This window comes from Lachnoclostridium sp. Marseille-P6806 (assembly GCF_900625025.1).
Classification (GTDB): Bacteria; Bacillota; Clostridia; order Lachnospirales; family Lachnospiraceae; genus CAG-791.
The window spans coordinates 20,218-44,408 of the sequence record NZ_LR130586.1; the positions used below are offsets into that span (position 1 = coordinate 20,218).

General features: G+C 50.1%; 19 protein-coding genes. 9 read left to right on the plus strand and 10 right to left on the minus strand.

What is annotated here, in order from left to right:
• Window positions 1–94: 94 nt before the first annotated feature.
• From gyrA to E0E20_RS12115, 10 genes are all read right to left on the minus strand, one after another.
• Window positions 95–2,605 carry a DNA gyrase subunit A gene (gene gyrA / locus E0E20_RS12070; RefSeq protein ID WP_130838447.1) on the minus strand — a complete coding sequence of 837 codons (2,511 nt, stop codon included), beginning with the start codon at window positions 2,603–2,605 and terminating at the stop codon, window positions 95–97.
• Between the two features lie 26 nt (window positions 2,606–2,631).
• Window positions 2,632–4,752 carry a DNA topoisomerase (ATP-hydrolyzing) subunit B gene (gene gyrB, locus E0E20_RS12075; protein WP_130838448.1) on the minus strand — a complete coding sequence of 707 codons (2,121 nt, stop codon included), beginning with the start codon at window positions 4,750–4,752 and terminating at the stop codon, window positions 2,632–2,634.
• Between the two features lie 63 nt (window positions 4,753–4,815).
• Window positions 4,816–5,913 (minus strand): DNA replication/repair protein RecF, encoded by a 1,098-nt coding sequence (recF, locus tag E0E20_RS12080; protein WP_130838449.1) that lies wholly within the window; start codon window positions 5,911–5,913, stop codon window positions 4,816–4,818.
• A 71-nt stretch (window positions 5,914–5,984) separates the two neighbouring features.
• Window positions 5,985–6,200 carry an RNA-binding S4 domain-containing protein gene (locus E0E20_RS12085; RefSeq protein WP_130838450.1) on the minus strand — a complete coding sequence of 72 codons (216 nt, stop codon included), beginning with the start codon at window positions 6,198–6,200 and terminating at the stop codon, window positions 5,985–5,987.
• 33 nt (window positions 6,201–6,233) lie between these two features.
• Window positions 6,234–7,337, minus strand: a complete 1,104-nt coding sequence (gene dnaN / locus E0E20_RS12090; protein ID WP_130838451.1) for a DNA polymerase III subunit beta — start codon at window positions 7,335–7,337, stop codon at window positions 6,234–6,236.
• A gap of 389 nt (window positions 7,338–7,726) precedes the next feature.
• Window positions 7,727–9,175: a chromosomal replication initiator protein DnaA gene (gene dnaA / locus E0E20_RS12095; protein WP_242622783.1), complete on the minus strand. Its 1,449-nt coding sequence runs from the start codon at window positions 9,173–9,175 to the stop codon at window positions 7,727–7,729.
• Between the two features lie 37 nt (window positions 9,176–9,212).
• Window positions 9,213–11,141 (minus strand): glycoside hydrolase family 127 protein, encoded by a 1,929-nt coding sequence (locus tag E0E20_RS12100; RefSeq protein WP_130838452.1) that lies wholly within the window; start codon window positions 11,139–11,141, stop codon window positions 9,213–9,215.
• A 33-nt stretch (window positions 11,142–11,174) separates the two neighbouring features.
• Entirely contained in the window at window positions 11,175–12,008 is an 834-nt protein-coding gene (locus E0E20_RS12105) for a carbohydrate ABC transporter permease (RefSeq protein ID WP_130838453.1), read from the minus strand.
• Window positions 12,009–12,023: 15 nt separating this feature from the next.
• Complete coding sequence (locus E0E20_RS12110) at window positions 12,024–12,929, minus strand: carbohydrate ABC transporter permease (protein WP_130838454.1); 906 nt, start codon at window positions 12,927–12,929, stop codon at window positions 12,024–12,026.
• Window positions 12,930–13,007: 78 nt separating this feature from the next.
• A complete protein-coding gene (locus tag E0E20_RS12115) occupies window positions 13,008–14,363 on the minus strand; it encodes an ABC transporter substrate-binding protein (protein WP_130838455.1) in 1,356 nt (451 codons plus the stop codon).
• A gap of 351 nt (window positions 14,364–14,714) precedes the next feature.
• On the opposite strand from E0E20_RS12115, the gene E0E20_RS12120 reads away from it, so the two are divergent.
• From E0E20_RS12120 to rsmG, 9 genes are all read left to right on the plus strand, one after another.
• On the plus strand, window positions 14,715–15,614 hold the full coding sequence (locus E0E20_RS12120) for an AraC family transcriptional regulator (protein WP_130838456.1): 900 nt from the start codon (window positions 14,715–14,717) through the stop codon (window positions 15,612–15,614).
• Window positions 15,615–16,195: 581 nt separating this feature from the next.
• Window positions 16,196–16,339, plus strand: a complete 144-nt coding sequence (gene rpmH / locus E0E20_RS12125) for a 50S ribosomal protein L34 (RefSeq protein WP_130838457.1) — start codon at window positions 16,196–16,198, stop codon at window positions 16,337–16,339.
• Window positions 16,340–16,469: 130 nt separating this feature from the next.
• The gene (rnpA, locus tag E0E20_RS12130; RefSeq protein ID WP_130838458.1) at window positions 16,470–16,868 is read left to right on the plus strand and encodes a ribonuclease P protein component; all 399 of its coding nucleotides are present in this window, start codon (window positions 16,470–16,472) and stop codon (window positions 16,866–16,868) included.
• Window positions 16,825–17,037, plus strand: a complete 213-nt coding sequence (yidD, locus tag E0E20_RS12135) for a membrane protein insertion efficiency factor YidD (RefSeq protein ID WP_207302877.1) — start codon at window positions 16,825–16,827, stop codon at window positions 17,035–17,037. The genes rnpA and yidD overlap by 44 nt, the downstream gene beginning before the upstream one ends.
• A 36-nt stretch (window positions 17,038–17,073) precedes the next feature.
• Window positions 17,074–18,381: a YidC/Oxa1 family membrane protein insertase gene (locus E0E20_RS12140; protein WP_242622786.1), complete on the plus strand. Its 1,308-nt coding sequence runs from the start codon at window positions 17,074–17,076 to the stop codon at window positions 18,379–18,381.
• A 28-nt stretch (window positions 18,382–18,409) separates the two neighbouring features.
• A complete protein-coding gene (jag, locus tag E0E20_RS12145; protein WP_130838461.1) occupies window positions 18,410–19,372 on the plus strand; it encodes an RNA-binding cell elongation regulator Jag/EloR in 963 nt (320 codons plus the stop codon).
• 139 nt (window positions 19,373–19,511) lie between these two features.
• Window positions 19,512–20,993 (plus strand): tRNA uridine-5-carboxymethylaminomethyl(34) synthesis GTPase MnmE, encoded by a 1,482-nt coding sequence (gene mnmE, locus E0E20_RS12150; RefSeq protein ID WP_130838462.1) that lies wholly within the window; start codon window positions 19,512–19,514, stop codon window positions 20,991–20,993.
• A gap of 149 nt (window positions 20,994–21,142) precedes the next feature.
• Window positions 21,143–23,173, plus strand: a complete 2,031-nt coding sequence (gene mnmG, locus E0E20_RS12155; RefSeq protein ID WP_130838463.1) for a tRNA uridine-5-carboxymethylaminomethyl(34) synthesis enzyme MnmG — start codon at window positions 21,143–21,145, stop codon at window positions 23,171–23,173.
• A 149-nt stretch (window positions 23,174–23,322) separates the two neighbouring features.
• Window positions 23,323–24,051 carry a 16S rRNA (guanine(527)-N(7))-methyltransferase RsmG gene (rsmG, locus tag E0E20_RS12160; RefSeq protein ID WP_130838498.1) on the plus strand — a complete coding sequence of 243 codons (729 nt, stop codon included), beginning with the start codon at window positions 23,323–23,325 and terminating at the stop codon, window positions 24,049–24,051.
• Window positions 24,052–24,191 lie beyond the last annotated feature (140 nt).

Genomic DNA, 24,191 nt, shown 5'->3' on the forward strand with positions numbered 1-24,191 from the left:
GTCCTTTCTGTTCTACTGAAGATCTGTATCTACTGCAATTAATGTAGTCCTGTTTTCTTTTTTTGGCAACAGACTTTTTTGAAAAGTCCGCAGCTTACTCGTCCGCCTCCGCCGCGCCGGTTTCCTCCTCCTCTGCGGTTTCCTCTCCGTCCGGGGAAAGCCCGCTGCGTACCTTTGCGATCTGCGCGACCGTGCTGCCCTCATCCAGACGGATGAGCCTGACCCCCGAGGTGATGCGGCTCAGATCCCGGAGCTCGTCCATCCGGATCTGAATGATGACGCCCTCCGTCGTGATCATCATGATCTGATCCTCGTCCGTAACCGCCTTGACGCCCATCAGGAAACCCGTTTTGTCCGTCACGCGATAGCATTTGGTTCCGATGCCGCCGCGCCCCTGATGACGGAATTCGGAGAGCGCCGTCTTCTTGCCCATACCCTTTTCGGACACGACGAGAAGCGAATCTCCCTGCGTATTGAGCTGCATGCCGACGACCTCGTCGCCGTCCCGGAGCGTGATGCCCTTAACGCCCATCGAGTTGCGGCCCGTTGCCCTTGCATCCTCTTCATCAAAGCAGATGCTCATACCATTCTTTGTAACAATGTAGATCTGATTTGTCCGATCCGTCAGCTTGACTTCAATCAGCTCATCCCCATCCCGCAGAGCGATGGCGATGATTCCGCTCCGGTTGATGTTGCGGAAATCATTGAGCGGCGTCTTCTTGATCGTTCCGTTCTTTGTGACGAAGAAGAGGTTTTTTCCTTCCTCCTCCGCCTCGACAAGAGGGATGATGGCCGATATCCGCTCGCCGGGATTCAGGTTCAGAAGATTGATGGCAGCCGTTCCCCGCGCCGTCCGGCCCGCCTCCGGAATCTGCCATGTCTTCATGCGGAACGCGCGTCCCATGTTCGTAAAGAACATCAGATAGCTCTTGTTCGAGCACATAAGAAGATCCGTGGTCACATCGTTATCAATGGTCGTCATCCCCCGGATCCCGCGGCCGCCGCGGTGCTGCACCGAGAAGTTGTCCACGCTCATCCGTTTGATGTAGCCCAGAGAGCTCCGGGCAATCAGAACATTCTCGGTGGGGATGAGATCCTCGTTCTCGATATCGGTACTCGCGTACAGATCGATCTGCGTTCTCCGCGCGTCCCCGTATTTCTCGGCAATCGCGTTCATTTCGTCACGGATGACCTGTAAAAGGAGCTTTTTATCCCCAAGGATGGCCGTCAGCCTTGCAATCGTGGCGACAAGCTCGGCGTGCTCGGACTCGATTTTTTCTCTTTCAAGGCCGGTCAGCGCCCGCAGCCGCATGTCCACGATAGCCTGCGCCTGCGCCTCGGACAGACCGAAGCGCTCCATGAGGGCGCCTCTCGCCTCCGCGACATTGGCGCTGCGGCGGATGATGGTCACCACCTCGTCGATGTTGTCGAGCGCGGCGAGGAGTCCCTGCAGGATATGATCCCGTTCCTCCGCCTTGTTCAGCTCATAGCGGGTTCTGCGCGTCACGACCTGCTCCTGATAGGAGAGATAGTGGCCGAGAATCTCCATGAGATTCATGACTTTCGGCTCGTTGTTCACCAGCGCCAGCATGATGACGCCGAATGTGTCCTGAAGCTGCGTGTGCTTGAAGAGCTGATTCAGAATCACGTTTGCGTTTGCGTCGTGCCGGAGCTCGATCACGATGCGCATGCCCTCGCGGTCGGATTCGTCACGGAGATCCGTGATGCCCTCCACCCGCTTTGTCTTGACAAGCTCCGCGATTTTCTGAATCAGCGTCGCCTTATTCACGAGATAGGGGAGCTCGGTCACGATGATCCGGCTCTTGCCGTTCGGCATCGTCTCGATATCTGTCACCGCGCGGACAAGGATCTTGCCTCTCCCGGTGCGGTAGGCCTCCACAGCACCGGACACACCCATCATAATTCCGCCGGTCGGAAAATCCGGACCCTTGATGATCGGCAGAATCTCCTCGATATCGGTCTCGCGGTCCTCCTCGATCCGGTTCTGCATGATCTTATCGCAGGCCGCGACGACCTCGCGCAGATTGTGCGGAGGAATGTTGGTCGCCATACCGACGGCAATTCCCGTGGTGCCGTTCACAAGGAGATTCGGAAAACGGCTCGGCATGACGCTGGGCTCCTTTTCCGTCTCGTCGAAGTTCGGCACAAAGTCGACCGTATCCTTGCCGATGTCGGCGATCATTTCCATGGAAATCTTTGTCAGACGCGCCTCCGTGTACCGCATCGCGGCCGCGCCGTCTCCGTCCACGGAGCCGAAATTTCCGTGCCCGTCCACGAGACAGCAGCGCATCGACCACGGCTGCGCCATATAGACCAGCGCGCCGTAGATGGAGCTGTCGCCGTGGGGATGGTATTTACCCATCGTATCGCCGACAATACGCGCGCATTTCCGGTGCGGCTTGTCGGGACCGTTGTTCAGCTCGACCATGGAGTAGAGTATCCTGCGCTGCACCGGCTTGAGGCCGTCCCGCACATCGGGAAGCGCCCGCGACGCGATGACGCTCATCGCGTAGTCGATGTAGGAGGTCTTCATGGTTTTCTGCAGATCCACATCCTGTATTCTGTCAAAAATCTTATCGTCCATTGCTCTCTCCATCCCGAAACGGAAGCTCAGATATCAAGGTTCTGCACGAATTTCGCGTTTTCCTCAATAAATTCCCGCCTCGGTTCCACCTGATCCCCCATAAGCGTGGTAAAGGTCAGATCGATTTCCGCCTCATCCTCCTCGTTGATCCCCACGCGCTTCAAAATGCGGGTCTCGGGATTCATCGTCGTGTCCCAGAGCTGCTCCGGATCCATTTCACCCAGTCCCTTGTAGCGCTGGATGTGATTGTTCTGATCCCGCCCGACCTCGTTCAGAACCCGGTTCAGCTCCTCGTCGCTGTAGCAGTACCATGTCTTCCGGTTCTTCTCCAGCTTGTAGAGCGGGGGCATTGCGAGATACACATGGCCCTGCCGGATCAGCTCCGGCATGAAACGGTACAGGAACGTCAGCATCAGCGTATCGATATGCGCGCCGTCCACATCGGCATCCGTCATGATGATGATTTTGTCGTAGCGCAGCTTGCTGATGTCAAAATCCTTGTGTATTCCGGTTCCGAACGCCGTGATCATAGCCTTGATCTCTTCATTCCCGTAGATCCGTTCCTCCCGCGCCTTTTCCACATTCAGTATCTTGCCGCGAAGCGGGAGAATCGCCTGCGTCGCACGGCTCCTCGCCGTCTTGGCGGAACCGCCTGCGGAATCGCCCTCGACGAGAAAAATTTCACAGTTCTTCGGATTTTTGTCCGAGCAGTCCGCGAGCTTGCCGGGAAGCGCCAGTCCGTCGAGCGCCGATTTGCGCCTTGTGAGATCGCGGGCGCGCCGCGCCGCCTCTCTGGCTCTCTGCGCCATGATGGACTTTTCACAGATCGCCTTTGCCACCGCGGGATGCTGCTCGAGATAATAGGTGAGCTGCTCGGAGACGATGCTGTCCGTCGCGCCCCGCGCCTCGATATTGCCGAGCTTCTGCTTTGTCTGTCCCTCAAACTGCGGGTCCTCGATCTTGATGCTGACGATGGCGGTCAGCCCCTCGCGGATATCATCGCCGGAGAGATTCTGCTCGTTTTCCTTTATGATCTTATTTTTTCTCGCGTAGTCGTTAAAGGTCTTTGTCAGGGCGTTATGAAAGCCCATGATGTGCATGCCGCCCTCGGGCGTGTTGATATTGTTGACAAAGCCGTACTCGCTCTCATTATAGCCGTCGTTGTGCTGCATCGCGACTTCCACGTAGACATTGTTCTTCGTTCCCTCGAAGTACATAATGTCCTCGTAGGCAGGCGTCTTGCTCCGGTTGATGTAGCTGACAAACTCCTTGATTCCGCCGTCGTAATGAAAGGACTGCTCCCTCAGCTTTTCTCCCTCCTCCACGCGCTCATCCCGGAGCGTAATGCGGAGCGCCTTGGTGAGGAACGCCATTTCGCGCAGGCGCTGCTTCAGAACGTCGTATTCATAGACGGTCGTCTCCTGGAACACCTCCGGATCGGCAAGGAACGTCACTCTCGTCCCCGTATCCTCCTCGGGGCAGACGCCGACCTGCGCCAGCGGCTTTGTGATCGCGCCGCGGGCAAATTCAATTGCGTAGACCCTGCCGTCCTGCCTCACCTCCGCCTTAAGCCAGACCGAAAGCGCGTTGACGACCGACGCGCCGACACCATGTAGACCTCCCGATACCTTATAGCCCCCGCCGCCGAATTTTCCGCCGGCATGAAGAATTGTAAACACGACCTCGAGCGCGGATTTTCCGGTCTTGTGATTGATGCCCACGGGAATCCCGCGCCCGTTGTCACGGACGGAGACGGAATTGTCCCTGTGAATCGTCACCTCGATATGCGTGCAGTATCCGGCCAGCGCCTCGTCGACAGAATTGTCCACGATCTCATAAACAAGATGATGAAGTCCCCGAGAGGAGGTCGTCCCGATGTACATGCCGGGACGCCTGCGCACCGCCTCAAGGCCCTCGAGAACCTGAATATCGTCGGCGGTGTACTCATTGACGTCGGTGGTGTCCTTGACATTGTCATCCTTATATTCGCGGAGGTTCTCCTCGTATTCCTCTATGATGATCTCCTCCGGCTCCGTACTCTCCGAAGCCGGGGCACTTATCTGCTCCGGCGCGCTGCCATTCAGCTCCTCCAGAATATTTCTCGCCTTTTTGTCATTCGCATCAAGACCAAGATCCTGCTTTGCCATGTTTTCCTCCAAAATGAACAAGCCGCAAAACGGCTGCGGACAGAACGCGGAACCGCTCGTTTTTTACCGATGATTTCCGTTATCCAGATCAATTTTGCCGTCCCGGATGCGGAATACCCGATCCATCGTAAAGCGGTTTTTCACAAATTCATCCAGACCGGTGCAAGTGATAAAGGTCTGAATCCCGCCGATGCTGCCAAGAAGATAATTCTGCCTGTCCGAATCCAGCTCCGAGAGAACATCGTCCAGCATCAGAACCGGATTGTCATGAATGATTTCCTTTACAAGCTCGATTTCCGATAATTTGAGAGACAGAGCGCAGGTACGCTGCTGCCCCTGCGAACCGAAAACCCGAAGATCGATGCCATCGCTCACAAAGGAAAAATCATCCCTGTGAGGCCCTGTCGTCGTCATTCGAAGACGAATATCCCGGCTTCTGAAAAAAGCGAGATTTTTTGCAAAAAGCTCCTCGGTCACATTCGGCTCATAGCTTATTTTCAGATGTTCCCTGCCTCCGGAAAGCTTTTCATGAATGACACCGACGATATCGCCCACGCGGCGCATAAATTCCTCGCGCCGACGGATGATTCTTACACCGTAATTCACAATCTGTTCATCCCAGATCCCCAGAGTATCCGCGAGCTCCCCGTGCAGCGCGATATCCTTCAGAAGACGATTCCGCTGCTCCACGATGCGGTTGTACTGGCCAAGATCATGAAGATAATTTCTGTCGAGCTGACAGAGCTCCATATCCATGAAGCGCCGCCGCTCCGAGGGTCCGTCCTTGATGATGCGAAGATCATCGGGAGAGAAGAAGATAATATGCAGGATTCCCACAAGCTCGGAGGCCCGGCGGAGCTTCTGCCCGTTCAGAGCAAGGCCCTTGGCCTTGTTTCTGCGCAGATGCATATCGATACGGTAATCGATTCCGCCTTTCATGAGGCCGCAGCGGATATGCGCCTCCTCATGGCCGAAGCGGATCAGGTCGCGGTCCTTTTGCCCCCGGTAGGATTTCGTGAGAGCCGCCATATAGAGCGCTTCCAGAATATTGGTCTTTCCCTGCGCATTGCTGCCGCAGATGATATTGGTTCCCTCCGAAAAGCTTGTCTGCAGCCTCTCATAATTCCGGAAATCCGAGAGCTCCAGCGATTGAATAAACATAAAAACCACCATTCCGAAGCACTCACAGCGAGACGCGCGCCGGGGCACCCTCAGAGAGGCCCTCGCCGCGATCACTCTGCAAGAGAGACAATCACCGCTTCCTCTCCTCCGTATGAAAAAACATCCCCGTCTCGGAGCTTGCGCCCGCGTCTTGTCTCGATCTCGCCGTTGACGGCAACGCAGCCGTTCTCAATATCCTCTTTCGCCTCGGATCCCGATTCCGAAAATCCGGCCAGCTTCATCGCCTGCCCGAGCTTTATAAAATCATCCTTGATGACAACCTTCATGACATCTCCCTTTCTCACGGGATCTATTCATTCTCAAACCGTTGTGAAATTCACCGGGAGAATCACATAGTTATAGCTTTCCTCCGCGTTGCGGATGAAGCACGGCGCCTTGGGATTCATGAAATAAATATCAATCTCCTCGTCGTCGATGGCGCGGAGCGCGTCGATCATGAAGCGGGGATTGAAGCCGATCATAATCTCTCTCCCCTCCATGGAAATTTCGATATTTTCATCCATGGAGCCGATGGCCGTCGAAATCCGGATCTCCAGATTTTCCTCTGACGCGGAGAGAATGATCGGTTTTTTATCCCCCTCCTTGATGAGAAGCGTCGCGCGGTCGATACAGTCGAGCAGTTCTCTGCGATTGATCGTGATCCTTGTCTCGTAATCGCTCGAGAGCATCTGGTCGATGCGGAAATATTCCCCCTCGATCAGGCGGGACACGACGACCGTCTCGTCAAATTCAAACAGAACATGCTTGTCCGTAAAGAAAACGGAGACCTGTTTTTCCATATCGCCGCCGAGAATCTTGGCGATCTCCCCGAGAGTCTTGCCGGGAATGACGAGCCTCCTGTCGCTGTAAGAACCGGCAAGCTCCACCTTGCGGATGGAAATTCTGTGCCCGTCGAGAGAAACCAGCTTCAGAACATTTTGCTTAAGCTCCATCAGCTCTCCGGTCATCAGCTTGTTGCTGTCATTGTCGGAGATGGAGAAAATCGTTTTGTTGATGATGTCGCGGAGCGTAAATTCGGTAATATTGATTCCGTTGTTCTTTTCCAGCTCGGGAAGTCTCGTGAACTCCCTGCCGTCCCGTCCTCCGATCTCGAACTTTGCCTTTCCGCAGACAATCGTCACCCTCTCACCGGAGGCGGTAATGGAAACCGTTTCGTCCGGCAGCTTTCTCACAATACCGGAAAACACGCCGGCGTCGATGGCGATCATCCCCTTTTCCTCTATGGTTCCCTGAATCGAGGTCTGTATGCCGAGCTCCGTATCATTGGCGATCAGCGTGATTTTCTGAGCGGCCGCGTCGATCAGAATACATTCCAGAATGGTCATGGTCGTTCTTGTCGGAACCGCTTTTGATACAATCGTGATGGCATTCACGAGCTCTTTTTTTTCGCAGAGGATTTTCATTGACGCTCTCCTTATGATTTATTTTGAATTTATGCTGAACTTATTCACTTATTCGTTTTCATAACACCGGGAGTCCGGCACTCTTATCTCTAATAAGAAAAGATAAGAAAAAGATAAGAAAAAGAAGAAGTATTCGTAAGGTCTGTGATTTTGTTCATAACCTTGTCTATTATATAATTTATGCGGCCTATAAGCAAATTTAAGGCGGTGGAAAGACCGTTTTTGATCAGTGGATAGGGGTGGAAGAAAAACCGCCTGAAAAAGCCCGGGAGAGGCTCTTTTTGAAAAAAGTTGTGGATTTTGTTCACAATATCCCCAAAAATTCACAGTAAATTGTGGATAACCCGTCGTGATAAATGAAAAAGGACTGCTTTTCGCAGTCCCTTTCGTTATCCGCTGATGAGATTGAGTTTTCGCAGTATGAGCTCGATATTGTTTTTCAGCTCCTCGTTTCCTTTCAGATCTTCCTTGATTTTGTCTGCGCCGTGCATGACGGTGGTGTGATCCTTGTTGCCGAGCATCTTGCCGATCCGGTCGAGCGTGAGATCGGTGTGCTCCCGGAGGATATACATGACGACCTGTCTGGGAACCACATATTCGCTGCTGCGCTTGCGGCTTGTGACATCGCTCTCGCGGACCCCGTAATGCTCGCATACGGTATTAACGATCATTTCCGGTGTAGCTACGGTGCTGTTGTCGGGATAGATGATGTCTTTCAGCGCCTCTCTGGCATTTTCCAGATTGATTTCGACATTGTTCAGCTTCGAGTAGGCGATCATCTTGTTGTAGGCGCCTTCGAGCTCGCGGATATTGGATTTGATGTTGGTCGCAATATATTCGAGAATCGCGGGATCGATCTCGATATGCTGATTCTCCGTGTTTTTTTGGAGAATGGCCATCCGCGTCTCATAGTCCGGCGGCTGGATATCCGCGATCAGTCCCCATTCAAAGCGGGAGCGGAAGCGCTCCTCGAGAGTCTCCATTTCCTTTGGCGGTCGGTCGGAGGAAAGAATGATCTGCTTTCCGGCGGCGTGAAGCTCGTTAAAGGTATGGAAAAATTCCTCCTGCGTCGATTCCTTGCCGATGATGAACTGAATGTCGTCGATGAGAAGCACGTCGACCGTCCGGTACTTGTCCCGGAGTCTCGACATGGAGGAGGCGTTGCGGGAGCGGATGCTCTCGATCACCTCATTCGTGAACTGCTCGGAGGTGACATAGAGAACTTTCTTATTATGATCATGCTCCAGAACATAGTGGCCGATGGAGTGCATCAGGTGCGTTTTTCCAAGTCCCGCTCCTCCGTAGATGAAGAGGGGATTGTAGGCCTGTCCGGGAGATTCCGCCACGGCGAGACAGGCGGACTGCGCAAATTTATTGTTTCCGCCGACAATGAAGGTATCGAAGCGGTATCTGGGATTCAGATTGGATTCAAGATAAATGGAATCTTCTTTCCCGGACGGCTCCTGTGAATTGTCGGCATTTCCGTTCTGCCTCTCCTCCTCCCGGCGGAGCTGCTCCTCGGTTTCGAGAAGAAAGACGACATGATAATCCGGGCCGTCCAGATATTCCCCGGTGGCGGGATTGCTGTTCAGCAGCTCTGTGATGGCGACCTCAAAAAATTTGGTGTAGCGGCCGGAAATATAGTCCAGCATATTGTTGTGATTGGAATGAATCAGAATATGGACAGTATTTCCCTCCACGCTTTCTACGGTAAGGGGCTGTATCCACGTCTTGTAGGAAATGGATGAGAGATCATATTCCCTCTGAATATATTCCTTGATATGATCCCATTCCTGCTGCAGTCTTGCGAAAGTCTGTCCGTCTGTCATTCCGTTCATTGTAAAAAACCTCTTGATTCTGTTTCTATATAAAACTCTACTGATGAATCCATACTCTCATTTCTCCTGTCCCTCGATTACCCCAGAGAAAGTAAGGGATAAAGTGTATCTTCTGACTTGTTACAGGAGGCTTTTCACTTGAATAAAGAGCTTTCTTTTTTGAATGGATTCGCTTACCCTCTGTCTCAATTCCGATATAATCATCAATCATATCATCCTTGAACAGGGATACTGTAAAAGCAGGGTTATCTTCAAGTTTCAGCTGCCAGAGCTTTGCTCCATTTTCCTTTTCTTCCAATGCATAGACAATGGGACCTCTTACAACTCCAACCAGTCCTATGTCCTCACGGACATCGGCATTAGAATACACCATTCTGACCGACATCTCAAAGGAAATGTCAAGAATATCGCCGGTCTTCCAATTTCTCTTAAGGGTTAGGTAACCGTCGGTAAGCTGACTGAATCCAATCGCCTCACTATTTAGCATAATCTTGCAGTTTTCTGCCCAAGAAGGAATATGGATCGAAAGGGAAAATTCCTTGTTCTGGCTGTTGGCAGCCACTTCATAAGTCACATGTCCGTGCCAGGGATACTCGGAAGAAACATTGAGTTTAACGCCTTCAATGGAGGAAGAGGTATATTCTCCTCCCAGGAACATATGTGAGTAAATGGTGTTGTCATTTTCCCCCCAGCAATAACGGGAGATGGAAGTCAGAAGTCTTGCAACGTTGGGAGGACAGCATGCGCAGGCATACCACCTGGGTCTTTGCGGCAGTACATGTTCATAGCCAAACAGCTTTCCGGAGATGGACGGGACAACTTCCAGAGGATTGACATAGAAGAACCTCTCTCCATCGTGCTGCATGCCGGAGAGCATGCCGTTAAAAAAAATTCGCTCCATAACATCCGCATACTCACCGCTGGGTCTTATTCTAAGCATCATTCTGGTAAAGAAAATCATGGAAATCTGAGCACAGGTTTCGGCATAAATGGTATCATTTGGAAGGTCATTGCTGATGGTGAAGGCCTCTCCCTTAGCGGTAGAACCGATTGCTCCGGTCAGATACATCTTTTTGTATACAATGTTTTCCCAAAGCCTTCTGCAAGCATCATAAAGCTCCTGATCCCCTGTCTCCGCTGCCAGATCCGCCATAGCAGTATAGAGATAGCCGGCACGCACAGCATGACCGACCGCCTCATCCAATTCTCTAAGAGGTTTGTTATTCTGTGTGTAATTCCGGTCCTCCGGATCCATATACCAAATGGAAACCTTACGGTTTTTTGCTTCCTCGGCGAAGTAGTTCGGCTCTGTTCCTCGCTCATCAATGAAGTACTTTGCAAGGTTACAGTAGCGCTTTTCACCGGTTGCATGATAAAGGCGCATCAGAGCGATTTCGATTTCAGGGTGACCGGGAATGCCGCGGACTTTATTTTTGCCAAACCTGCGGTCAATGCAATCCGCAATTTTTTTTCCGATTTTAAGAAAATTGGTTTCCCCAGTGGATTCATAGTGAGAAACTGCTGCCTCGATCATATGTCCCATGCAATACATTTCATGGCATTCCTGCAGGTTATTCCATTTTTTATCTGGTTCTTTGATCTGAAAATAGGTGTCAAGATAACCGTCTTCCTGCTGAGCTGCGGAAATCAACTGAATCGCTGTATCTGCTTTTTCTTTGAAACAGGGATCATCTGAAATAGCCAGTGCATTGGAGACCGCTTCCATCCACTTGGCCAGGTCGGAGTCCTGGAAAACTGTTCCGTAGAATTCTCCCTGAGACAAACCCGCAGCAATTTTGAAATTTTCGATGGCATGACTTTTTTCAATTCCTGGTATTTCATCTTTCAGGATCTTCTCCTGATAAGGAATTACTGTTTTCAGAATCAGATTCTGATAAAATCCCCAAAAGCTGTCATTAATTTTCACTTGTTTGATATTGGGCTGATTTTCAATAGCATGTACCATAATTTCTCCTTTAAATAGTGGTTTTTATATTGATTATTCTTTCATGCCGGACATCATAACACCCTTGACAAATACATCCTGAGCAAGAAGGAAGGCGATCAGAACAGGCAGGACGGCAATACAGGATGCAGCCATGAGAACAGGCCAGTTTGTAGAATACAGGCCTTTCATGGCCGCCAGCCCCAGTGGAAGCGTATATTTTCTGCTGTCATTCAAGTATACCAGAGGTGTGAAGTAATCATTCCAGGTATTCATGAAACAGAAAATACTGAGCGTAGCAATCGTAGGCTTCGCGAGGGGAAGACAGATTCGGATAAAGGTTGTAAAAGGATTGCATCCATCTATCTTGGCCGATTCTACCAGTTCATTCGGTACAGTAATAAAGAATTGTCTCATCATGAAAGTGCCGAATGCGGAAACCGAAGCCGGCAGCATCAAAGACCAAAGAGTGTTGACCAGACCGTACATGGACATCTGAAGGAAGTTTGTAATAACCGTCACATGGAAGGGAACCATCATCGTTGCCAGATACATCAGAAAGATCCGGTCTCTTCCTTTAAAATTCAGTTTGGCAAATACATATCCCGCGGTAGCGGAAGTGAATACCTGTGTCACAACTACCCAGACCGATACCTTTATACTGTTCATAAAATAGGCAAAATAATCAAAACGGGAGGAGATCTGCGTATAATTTTCCCAGATTAATTTTTCTCCAAACAGTTTCGGAGGATACTGGAACACTTCGGTCAGGGATTTAAATGAGGATGACAGCATCCAGAGAAAAGGAACCAGCATGGTAATGGCACCCAGGATTAATATAAAGTATAAAAGACTGTTAAAAATTATTTTCTTCACCTTAGAACTCATACCCCATTCCCCCCATTAATAAATTTCTCTCATTCTTTTTTCTTGTCTCATATTAATGGCAGTCAGGATCAGAACAATTGCAAAGAGCAGGTATGCGATTGCACACGCATATCCCATTTTAAAATACTGGAAAGCATTCTGGTAAAGATAATGAACCAGGACGGATGACGATCTTCCCGGCCCACCCTTGGTCATCAGACTAACCTGATCAAATACCTGGAAAGAGCTTATCATTGCCATTATAAAAGCAAACATGATGGTGGGACGAAGCAGGGGAACGGTAATTCTGAGGAAAATCTGAACTTTGGAAGCTCCATCGAGCTGGGCTGCCTCATAGTAGGAGGTTGAAATTCCCTGAAGTCCGCCAAGAAAAATGATCATATCATAACCTAGTTTCTTCCAAATTCCTACAATAGCAAGAGATAAAAGAGAAGTAGCAGAACTGGTCAGCCATTTTTGAGCCGGAATTCCGAACCAGCTGAGTACCCAGTTGAAAATTCCATATTCTGGATTGTAGATCCACTGCCAGACAATGGCTACGACAACCATAGAGGTAATGGATGGCAGAAAATAAGCTCCCCGGAAAAAACGTTTAAAATGACGAATGTTATCCAGCGCCACGGCAAGAAGCAGAGAAAGACATAGACCAATCGGAACAGTTAGAATGGTGTAGACAATGGTGTTCCACGTAACTTCCCATACAATCGGATCATGAATCAAGGTCTTGTAATTATCTGATCCCACAAACCTGGCAGGAGTCAGCATATCGTACTGCATAAAGCTGAGCACAAACGTAGCGGCCATGGGAACCAGCATAAACATAAGAAAACCGATTACATTCGGCGCCAGCATCAGCCATGCCCAGCCATCATCCCGGTTTAATTTTTTTTTAAAATTAATTTTTACTGCCTTACCAGACATTGATTGCCCTCCTTTCGAAAAAACAAATCCGCCTGTTTTACAGGGGGCTGTCGCATCAAGGCTTTCTCACACAGTATTTCATTGAATGGAAGCCCGGTAGGCATCCATCATACGGCTCTGCGCACTTGACATCGCATCATTCAGACTTTTGTCACCGGAGAAGAATAACTGCATCTCTTCAGTTATCGCATCCGTTGTTTCTGTCGTAAGGGTGAACGGTCTCTCATCCGCCTGTGCATCCTCAAAATAACGGAGCATATTCATATAATCGTCACCATGGACATCTTTGCGATACCAGATCTTTAAGCCGTCTTCTGTATACCAGCTCTTGCGATTCGGCATCCAAAGTCCTGTACTGATCATTTCAGTCTGATACTCTTCACCGGAAAGAAATTTTACAAATTTCCACGCCTCTTCGGGATGCTCGGTCTTCGCATTGATGCAGTGCAGATGAGCCTGTCCGGACGAAGAAGCTTTTTTGAAGGAAGGAAGAGGAGCCATGCCGATATTCAGATCCGTAGCCGCCAGCTCCTGTAAAGACCAGGATCCATCGCAGAGCATAGCAATTTTACCCGTTTCAAACATCTGGAGGGCTGTCATACCGACGTTGGAAAGGGTTGTTGCATCGGGAGCAGATCCGTCTACGGAACGAATGTCCATAATAGCCTGGAAGACTTCCTTGTTTTCAGTTGTGTCAAACTGAGGTGTTGCCTTGTCAGCCGGGTCATAGTAATGTCCATTATTTTCATTGACAAGGGCCGGCCACATACCGTCTACCTCAAAGCCGTAGCAGCCATACACATCATCCGAAGTCAGTTTTTTTGCCACCTCACGAAACGCATCCATCGTCCAGCAGTTGGAAGGGTCGGATTTCGGATAGTCCACTCCAGCTGCATCAAAAAGGTCTTTGTTGTAATAAATAATCGGCATAACAGAACAAGAAGAAACGCCATAAACCTTTCCATCAAAATCCATAATTTCACGCGATGAATCAATGAAATCATCCAGTGAAAATTCACCGGAAAACCGATCCGTTACATCCAAAAGAATTCCCTTGGAAGCGAAAGCTCTGTAATCTGTCGACTGCATGAACATAATGTCAGGAAGAGATCCTGCCGATGCAGCGGAAAGAAGTTTTGCTGTATATTCAGCGCCAGACAGTCCCGGGGTGTAGCTCACCTTAATATCAGGGTTCTGTTCCTCAAATATTTTGATGCCCTTTTCTACGGCTTCTGTCTCAAGAGGTGAAGCCTCCCAGCCGGTAAAAGTGAGCTCTACAATATCGCCGGGATCGGATCTGGCACGGTCTGCGCCTTCTGTGCCGGCCTGATTGCGCATTCCGGCATCCTGGGAGGGGGCAGAACCGCATCCGGCCAAGAGCCCAAGGGACAGGCTTCCTATGAGTAAAACTGTCAAAAATGAATTCCTTTTCATACTTTCCTCCTTCTGTTTTTTGGACTTTCAGGACATTTCCGGATGTCCTCCTGTGTTAGTTAAAGTATAGTCACTTCCGCACAAGATAAAACATACAGACCCCATATTAGGTGTATTTTTCTTTGATATATGATGCTCTTTTTTAAAAAGAAGATGTAATTTAACATGGTTTTGTTAAATAAAAAATGGTAATTATTACACTTATTTTGTTTATTGTTTGTTATTTTAATGATATAATTAAAATAAAACATTAATTTTGAATAGCATATGGGTATAAAGAAATTTTGCAATAATCGTTCATACTATTAATAAGGTGTATTTTTCTTATATTTATATTGGAAAGGTGAACAAATGTTATATTGTATTTCTGATGCCAAGTACCCGGTCGAATATGTGTCCAGTGGGATTCTGGACAGTGAAAGCGGTTTTGTCCATCCTACTCGCAACATTGACACATTTGTGTTAATCGTGGGGATTCAGGGAGAACTTAATATCATACAGGATGGAATGCCGGAGTATTCTGTGGGACCGAATGAATTTCTGATCCTTTTTCCGAACCGGAATCATACTTCTTCAAAACCCAGCAGCGGGAAACTTCGCTATTATTGGGTCCATTTTTATATCAATGATCCCGATTACCGGATTCATAATCAGGGAGCTCTGAAACGATCCAACCTGGATATTTCCGCAGACTTTGTTAAAAATTCAGCCCACGATAACCATTATGTCCTCCCTGCCTGTGGCAAACTGGACAACGTAAATAAGGTGACTCCCATTTTCCGTCAACTTCTGGATATGGCGAAACGGGAAAATTACAGAGTCACATGGAGAAGTCACTATCTATTAAGTTATATTTTGCTGGAAGTGTCACACGAATCCATGCTGTCCAACGTGATTGCGGAAAAGAAAATTCCAGAGATAGTCGTATCCATTATGGAATGGATACGAACCCATTATGCAGGGCCAATCACCGTTGATCAGATCGGGAAGATCTTCGGCTATACGCCTTCTTACCTGGAAGTAGTATTTAAAGGATCCACTAACTATTCCATTATATCCTACATTAACAGCCTTCGGATTGATGTTTCCAAAAACCTGCTTACCAATCCGAGATTAAGCATTCAGACCATCGCGGGTCTTTGCGGTTACAATGATTCCAAATATTTTATGAAAACCTTTAAGAAATATGTGGGGATGACGCCTTCTCAGTATCGGAAAACCATTTACCTCAAAAAGGCCAACCGATCCTGAATCCCACCGACCAGAGCAGGATCCTTACTCAGAAGGAAGAACCGAAAATTCGTTACTGTCCGACGTCAAGCGAGGATCTGTCTGAGGAAAATCCTGATAAAATTGTAAAAATCTCTTATCATCTGGACTTTGGTGTAAAAGTGTATAACTTTCTGTCCGGATATCACCGGAGGAAATATCGTTCAGTGAACATAAAACCGGCACTTTATACCAGACCGAGAGCAGATTGTTTATTAAATTATCCACAACTTATCAACAAAATGTGGATAGAAAAAAATGTCGAATCCACAATTTATTCACTCTGATCACCACAAAATGTTGATAATAAAAATTTTGCAGATCAATATTTTGTTGAGGCAAAAAAGGTCGGGAAAAACAGGTGTTCACGAATATCCAGCCGCAGCCGGAAAAGGCCGGAGCACGCGTAAAAACGCGGTTTTTAAGGCTTGACGCCCCTGTTTCCTTTATATATAATTAAAACGCTGTTTACCACACGGACAGCAGCGCATCGATTAGAGGAGTTTCTTCTAATTAAGAATAAAGGACCGGTTTCGGTTTCGGATAAAGGAGGTGTTTCGCAAATGGCACAGTCTAAGATGACTTACCAGCCGAAGAGACGGCAGCGTTCCAAGGTGCACGGATTCCGCGCAAGAATGTCGACTCCCGGCGGACGTAAGGTTCTGGCAGCAAGAAGATTAAAAGGTAGAAAGAAGCTCTCTGCATAACATGGAAATGTTTGAAGGAGTACCCTGTCGGAGGAGGCTGTCGCATTAGAAGCTTAGGACTTGCTGATGCGGCGGCCTTTTCCATTATCATCCGCAGGCAGGGAAACGAATCTGGCGGTTATTTTTAAGAATGAAAAATTCGCTGAAAAAGTACGAGGATTTCAGGAACTGTTATTCACATGGAAAATCCTACGCGAATGCCTATCTGATTCTGTATGTGTGTGGCAACGGGACAGACGGCAACCGGCTCGGGATTTCCGTCAGCAAAAAGGTAGGAAACAGTGTCGTAAGACACCATATCTGCCGATTGGTACGGGAAAGTTACAGACTGCATAAGGAAGAGTTCAATAGTGGTTTGGACTTGGCAGTCGTCGCGCGCGTGAAGGCAAAGGATGCCGGATTTCATGAGATCGAGAGCGCGCTTCTGAATCTGGCCGGAAGAGCGAAGCTGTATCGCAGAAAAAAACCGGTCGAAGCATATGACAATGACAAAAAAAATTCTGATTGCAATGATCAGGCTTTATCGTAAATATCTGTCCCCGCTTAAATATACGCGCTGCCCCTACATTCCGACCTGCTCCGAGTACGGTCTGGAGGCGGTGGAAAAATACGGCGCCCTGAAAGGCGGATTGCTCGCGTTGTGGAGAATACTCCGCTGCAATCCGTTTTCTCACGGGGGATATGATCCGGTGCCCTGATCGTTTCATAAGGCAGGAGGTTACAACTTGGACCCTATGATGCTCACAAAATCTTCAACCGTGATCATCGGACAGATCGCAGTTCTTCTGGGATATCTGATGAATGCGATTTTCTGGCTGCTTGATAAGATCGGTATTCCGAACATCGGTCTGTCCATCATTCTTTTCACGATTGTGATTCTGACAGCACTGATGCCCCTGACGATACGTCAGCAGAAATTTTCCAAGCTGCAGATCAAAATGCAGCCGGAAATCAAGAAGATACAGGAAAAATACAAGAATAAAAAAGACCAGAACTCCATGCTCAAGCAGAATGAGGAGATTCAGAGTGTCTACAAGAAATACGGGGTCTCGGCGACCGGAAGCTGCGCGCAGCTCCTGATCCAGATGCCGATTCTCTTCGCTCTGTATCAGATTATTTACCGGATTCCGGCCTATGTGACGCAGGTCAAGGAAGCGTTCTTTCCCCTCGTCACCAATCTGACGGCGACAGCCGGCGCATCGGAGTACCTGCAGTCCACGCAGGCCGCCGCGATGTTTGCAAAGCAGTTTTCCGCAGAGGGCTTCGGTGGTGAGGTGATGAGCAATACGTTCATCGACGTGCTGAACCGCTTTTCTACCACGGACTGGGCGGAGCTTGCCGCGAAGTTCCCGGCGCTGTCGGGCGATATCGCCAAAACGACGGAGCTTCTGAATCACTACAATAATTTTCTCGGTCTGAATATGGGAAATTCCCCGTTCTATTCCATGAGAACGTATTGGGAGGCCGGGGCGTTCGGGCTTGCCGTGGCCTCGGTGGTGATACCGGTTCTTTCCGCGCTGACGCAGTGGATCAGCATCAAGCTGACGCCGCAGGGGCAGTCCACCGGGGATGCGCAGCAGGATTCCATGATGCAGTCCATGAAGATGATGAACGTCATGATGCCTCTCATGTCTGCGTATTTCTGCTTCACGCTTCCTGCCGGTATGGGACTGTACTGGGTGGCCAGCGCTGTCGTGCGCTCGATTCAGCAGGTCGTCATCAATAAGCACATCGACAGGATGGACATTGATGAGATGATCACAAAGAATGTTGAAAAGCAAGCAAAGCGGGCCGCGAAAAATGCGGGACGGGAGACTGTTTCCCAGCGCCTGATGAATCAGTATTCCACGATGAATACAAGAAATATCGGGGAGGAGAGCGCTCCTGCGGGAAATGCTCTGAGCGAGGAGCAGAAAGAGGCGGCGCTGCGCACCGCGCAGCAGACCTACGCGGGCAGAAAGTACCGCAGAGACAGTCTTGCCGCCAAGGCAAATCTGGTTCGCGAATTCAATAATCAGTCGGACAGCGGACAGGAAATGTAAGCGTCACAGACGCGGCCGGGAGGGAACAATGGAACAGGGATATATTGAGATCAAGGCAAAAACTCTTGAAGATGCGATCACTGCGGCGTGTCAGAGACTTTCTGTCATCAGCGATCGTCTTGATTACATTGTTGTAAGCGAGGGAAGCAGCGGTTTCCTTGGATTTAATGCGAAGCCTGCCGTCATCAAGGCGCGGATCAAAGCGGTCTCCTTAAGCGAGACGGAATCCGTGCTGAAAGATATCCTGAACAAGGTCGACGAAAAGGCAAAAAAAACGGCAGAAGAAGATCTGAAAGAAAAAGATCAGGCGGAAAAACAGGAAGAAGCCTTCGTATTGGCGGGAGGAGAGCACCGTTCAGACCGCATGCCGCGTGAGCACGGCCGGCGTTATGATGAGCGTCACGACGAGCCGGGAAGACATCGCGAGAGGAGAAATCACAGCCCTTATCGCGAGAGCGGAGAGCCAGGAAAGGAAGAGCCGGCGCCTGAGAATAAGAAAATCCCTGCCGAGCAGCAGCTTTCGGATGAAGCGGCAGAGGAGATCAAGGCAAAGGCGGAGAAGTTCCTCGGGGATGTTTTCGGGGCCATGGGCATGACGGTTTCTGCCTCCATGAGCTTTGACAAGGAGTGGAATCTTCTGAATCTCGACCTTTCGGGCGACGAGATGGGCGTTCTCATCGGAAAGCGCGGACAGACGCTTGATTCTCTCCAGTATCTGGTTTCTCTCATTGTGAACCGGGATACGGAGCAGTATATTCATGTCAAGGCGGACACGGAAAACTACCGCGCGCGCCGCAAGGAGACGCTTGAAAATCTGGCAAGAAACATCGCATATAAGGTAAAACGCACACGCAGACCTGTGGCGCTTGAGCCGATGAATCCCTACGAGCGGCGCATCATCCACTCGGCGCTTCAGGGGGATCGTTACGTGACGACGCATTCCGAGGGCGAGGAGCCTTACCGCAAGGTCGTGGTGACGATGAAGCGGTAAGAAAACGGCTGCGGTTTATGAAAGAGGGTCCAACAGTGCTCCTGCTATCGGGGAGACTGTTGGACTTTCGTTTCACCGGCAGTCCGGCTCGGACAGGGGATTGCGGGATTTCGTAAAGAACGCGGAAGGGAGGAAAAGGATGGCGCTTCCGGTAAAGAATACCAATGAAGATACCATCGCGGCAGCGGCCACGGCGATGACGGAGGCCGGAATCGGCATCATCCGGGTAAGCGGGCCGGAGGCTTTTTCCGCATGCGACCGGATTTTCCGCAATGCGGCGGGGAAGAGGGCTCTTCTTTCTTATGCGGCAAATACCATTCATTTCGGGCATATCGTCGATCCCGAAAGCCCTGCCGAAGCCGCAAAACAAATGAACATTGTGGATGAGGTAATGATCTCCGTGATGAAGAGTCCCCACAGCTATACCACGGAGGATACCGTGGAGATCAACAGTCATGGCGGTGTCTATGTGATGAACCGTATTCTGCAGCTTGTTCTCGATCAGGGAGTGCGCCTCGCAGAGCCCGGCGAATTTACAAAACGGGCGTTTTTCGGAGGCCGGATTGATCTTGCGGAGGCGGAGGCGGTGATGGACATGATCTCTTCGCAGAACGAATTTGCCATGAAGACGGCGGCAAGACAGATGACCGGCGAGGTCTCGTCAAAAATCTGTTCTCTTCGTGAGAGAGTTCTTCACGAGCTCGCCTTTATTGAAGCGGCGATCGACGACCCCGAGAATTATGATACGGAGAGCTATCCGGAAATTCTGCACACTGCGGTCGCCGGGCTGATTGAGGAAATGGACGCTCTTCTTCTGTATGCGGACGACAGCCGGATTATCAAGGAGGGAGTCCGTACCGCCATCATCGGCAGACCCAATGCCGGAAAATCGTCTCTGATGAATTATCTTGTCGGCTCGGAGCGGGCAATCGTCACGGAGATCGCCGGAACGACAAGAGATACGCTGGAGGAATCGGTTCGGATCGGAGGGGCGCTGCTCCATCTGACTGATACGGCAGGGATCCGGGAGACAGAGGATATCGTAGAGCAGATCGGCGTGGGCCGCGCCAGACAGGCGATAGAGGATGCGGATCTCGTGATCTTTGTCATCGACGCTTCGCTCCCTCTCTCCGCGGAGGAGAAAGAAATTGCGGAGGCGATGGAAAAGGCTCTGCACAGGGGAGCGAAAGGTATTGTTCTTCTCAATAAATCGGATCTCGTCAAATCCGAGCTGGCGCTGAGGGAAACAGAAAAAGAGGCAATGGATCTGTTTCATGCGAATAAAAATTCAAAAATCAGCAGTCCACTGTTTCTCAGCGCCTCGCTTCTCACCGGCAGCGGCATGGGGCTTTTGAAAGAAGAAATCCTCCGTCTCTTCCATGTCGGCGAGCTGAAAGAAAGAAACGAGCCGTATCTTGTGAGCCGCCGTCATGCGGAGGCGGTCTCGAATGCCCGCCGCTCTCTTGATCTGGTCAGACAGAGCATCGAAGCCGGTTTGAGTGAGGATTTTTATTCCATCGATCTGATGAACTGCTATGCAGAGCTCGGAAAAATTCTCGGGGAGCAGGTGGAGGATGATCTCGCAGAGGAGATTTTTTCAAAATTCTGTCTGGGGAAATAGTCTGGGGAAGTAGAGTGGAATTGCTGCGGGAGCTCTCTTTCGGGTTTCTCTTTCGGGTTTCTCTTTCGAGTCTCTTTTCGGAGCTCTTTTTCGAGCTTCCTTTTCGGGGTTCCTTTTAGCCCGGGTTCTGTTTGAAGCGCGGAGAAATTATGGAATACAGGATAAAAACGGAAGTATGTGTAATCGGTGCGGGACATGCGGGCTGCGAAGCGGCGCTGGCCTGCGCCCGTCTCGGACTGGATACGACAATCTTTACGATGAATGTAGACAGCATTGCGATGATGCCGTGCAATCCGCATATCGGCGGCTCATCCAAGGGACACCTCGTGCGTGAGATCGATGCGCTCGGCGGCGAGATGGGAAAAAACATCGATAAGACCTTTATCCAGTCCAAGATGCTGAATGTATCCAAGGGGCCGGCGGTTCATTCTTTGCGTGCGCAGGCGGATAAGGCGGAGTATTCAAAGGAAATGCGCCGCGTGCTCGAGGGGCAGGAGCAGCTACATATCCGTCAGGCAGAGGTGACGGAAATTCTGCTGGAGGAGGCGGAAGCTTCTGCTGCCTCGGAGGATAAGCTGAGGGATAAAGCATTGGATCGGCCGGAGGATACAAGTGCTTCTTCGGAAGATAAAGCGAGAAACAAATCGAGAGACAGATCGACAGACAGGTCAGAAGATAGCATAGTAGAAAGGAAAGGCGGGAAAAGGGTCACGGGCGTCCGGATTGTGACCGGAACCGTTTATGAGTGCCGCGCCGTGATTGTCTGTACCGGAACCTATCTGAATGCCCGCTGTCTTGTGGGGGAATGTATTACGGAAACCGGCCCTTCCGGAATGCAGCGCTCCGAGCTTCTTTCTGCCTCGCTGGAGAGCGCGGGAATCCCTCTTCGCCGCTTTAAAACCGGAACCCCGGCCCGCATGGACGGACGTTCTCTCGATTATTCCAAAATGACGGTGCAGCAGGGCGATCCGGTCGTCGTCCCGTTCTCCTATTCCACGGATCCTGCGGAGGTACAGATAGAACAGTTTCCCTGTTATCTGACCTATACTAATGAAGAAACACACCATATCATCCGGGAGAATATTGATCGCTCCCCGATCTATGCGGGAATTATTGAGGGAACCGGACCGCGGTACTGCCCGTCGATTGAGGATAAGGTCGTCAAATTTGCGGAGAAAACCCGTCATCAGGTCTTTATCGAGCCGGAGGGACGTGGAACCAATGAAGTCTATGTCGACGGAATGTCCTCCTCCATGCCGGACGATGTGCAGCAGAGAATGTATCGCACGGTGCCCGGGCTGGAGCACTGCGAAATTATCAAAAATGCCTATGCCATCGAGTATGACTGCATCAACGCGAATATTCTGAAGCCCACGCTGGAAATAAAAGATATTTACGGACTGTTCTGCGCAGGGCAGTTCAACGGCAGCAGCGGCTACGAGGAGGCGGCGGCGCAGGGATTGATTGCAGGAATCAATGCCGCCATGGAGTTCAAAGGAAAGGAACCTCTGATTATCGAGCGGTCCGAGGGTTATATCGGCGTTCTCATAGATGATCTGGTCAGTAAGGATAACCGGGAGCCCTATCGGATGATGACCTCGCGAGCCGAGTATCGTCTTCTGCTCCGTCAGGATAATGCCGACCTCAGGCTTCGCAGATACGGCTATCGTGTCGGACTTATCACACGGGAGCAATATGAGGCTCTGTGTAATAAGGAGGAGGCGATTCACAAGGAAATCGAGAGGCTGAAGCGGGTAAAGGTCGGGGGCTCGCGTCCTGTACAGGAATTTCTTGCGGCGAAAAACTCTGCGGAGCTGAAAACCGCTTGTTCTCTTGCTGAGCTTCTGTGCCGTCCGGAGCTCGATTATGATGCTCTGGCCGGGTTGGATCCGGACAGACCGAAGTACAGCCGGTCCGTGACAGAGCAGGTGGAAATTGAAATCCGTTATGAGGGCTATATCGAGAGACAGCGCAGACAGGTGGAACAGTTTGAGAAGTTGGAGCGCCGTCACATTCCGGAAGATATAGATTATGATGAGGTGAAGAGCCTGCGGATCGAAGCGCGTCAGAAGCTGAAGCAGTACCGGCCGGCTTCCATCGGGCAGGCGACGCGCCTGTCGGGTGTAACCCCGGCGGATGTGCAGGTCTTGTTGATTTATCTTGAAAAGTTTAAGAAATGAGATGCACAGAGCAGAACTGCGAGTGGTGCAGAAATGGGATATTACAGAGTGGAAACATTCAATGAAACTCTGATCTGAGAAACGGACAGGAAGCCTTTATGAACCAAAAAGAAATTGCACTACCAGAAAATGAGCAGGCCTTTTTAGAAATGTTTCACGTGAAACAATTTCGGGAACAGGCAGAAGAATGGGGAATTCATCTGTCAGATCGGCAAATGGAACTGTTCTACTGGTATTATTGCCTGTTGGTGGATTGGAATGCAGTAATGAATCTGACGGCGATCATTGATTTGCCGGAGGTGCTCACCAAACATTTTCTGGACAGCTTGTCCATCGTCTACATTTATGACATCAGAAAATTGGAAGAAGGCATTGAACTGATCGATGTAGGAACCGGGGCTGGATTTCCGGGCGTGCCGCTGGCGATTGCTTTTCCCGAGACCAGGGTGACACTGGTGGACTCACTGAATAAGCGGGTTCGTTTTCTTACAGAGCTCATTGAACGCCTGCAGCTCCGAAACTGTTCTGCGATTCATGCGCGGGCGGAGGAACTGGCGCGGGCAAAAGAATACCGGGAACATTTTGCACTTGCTGCTGCTCGGGCTGTTGCGGAGATGCGCGTTTTGTGTGAGTACGAGCTTCCTTTTGTGAAAACCGGTGGAGAATTTATCGCCTACAAATCAGAAAAAGCAGGCGAAGAAATGGAGCGATCGGAAAGAGCGATTCAGATCCTCGGAGGAAAAAAGAAAAAGGAAATCTCTTTTTATCTGCCGGGAACAGACTACGGACGAACGTTGATTTCTATTGAAAAAGTAAAAATAACACCAAAAAAATACCCGAGGAAGGCAGGAACACCGGCAAAGACACCGCTGGAATAAAAAATAAAACATCTGCTTTTTGTTCGGCAGAGGCAGAAAATACTGAGAAGAGGCAGGGCAGGGACGATCGAACGCGGATCAGCGGAAAGGAAAATGATGAGGAAAAGCTCCGACAAACACTCGTTCAAAACGACGTCCCC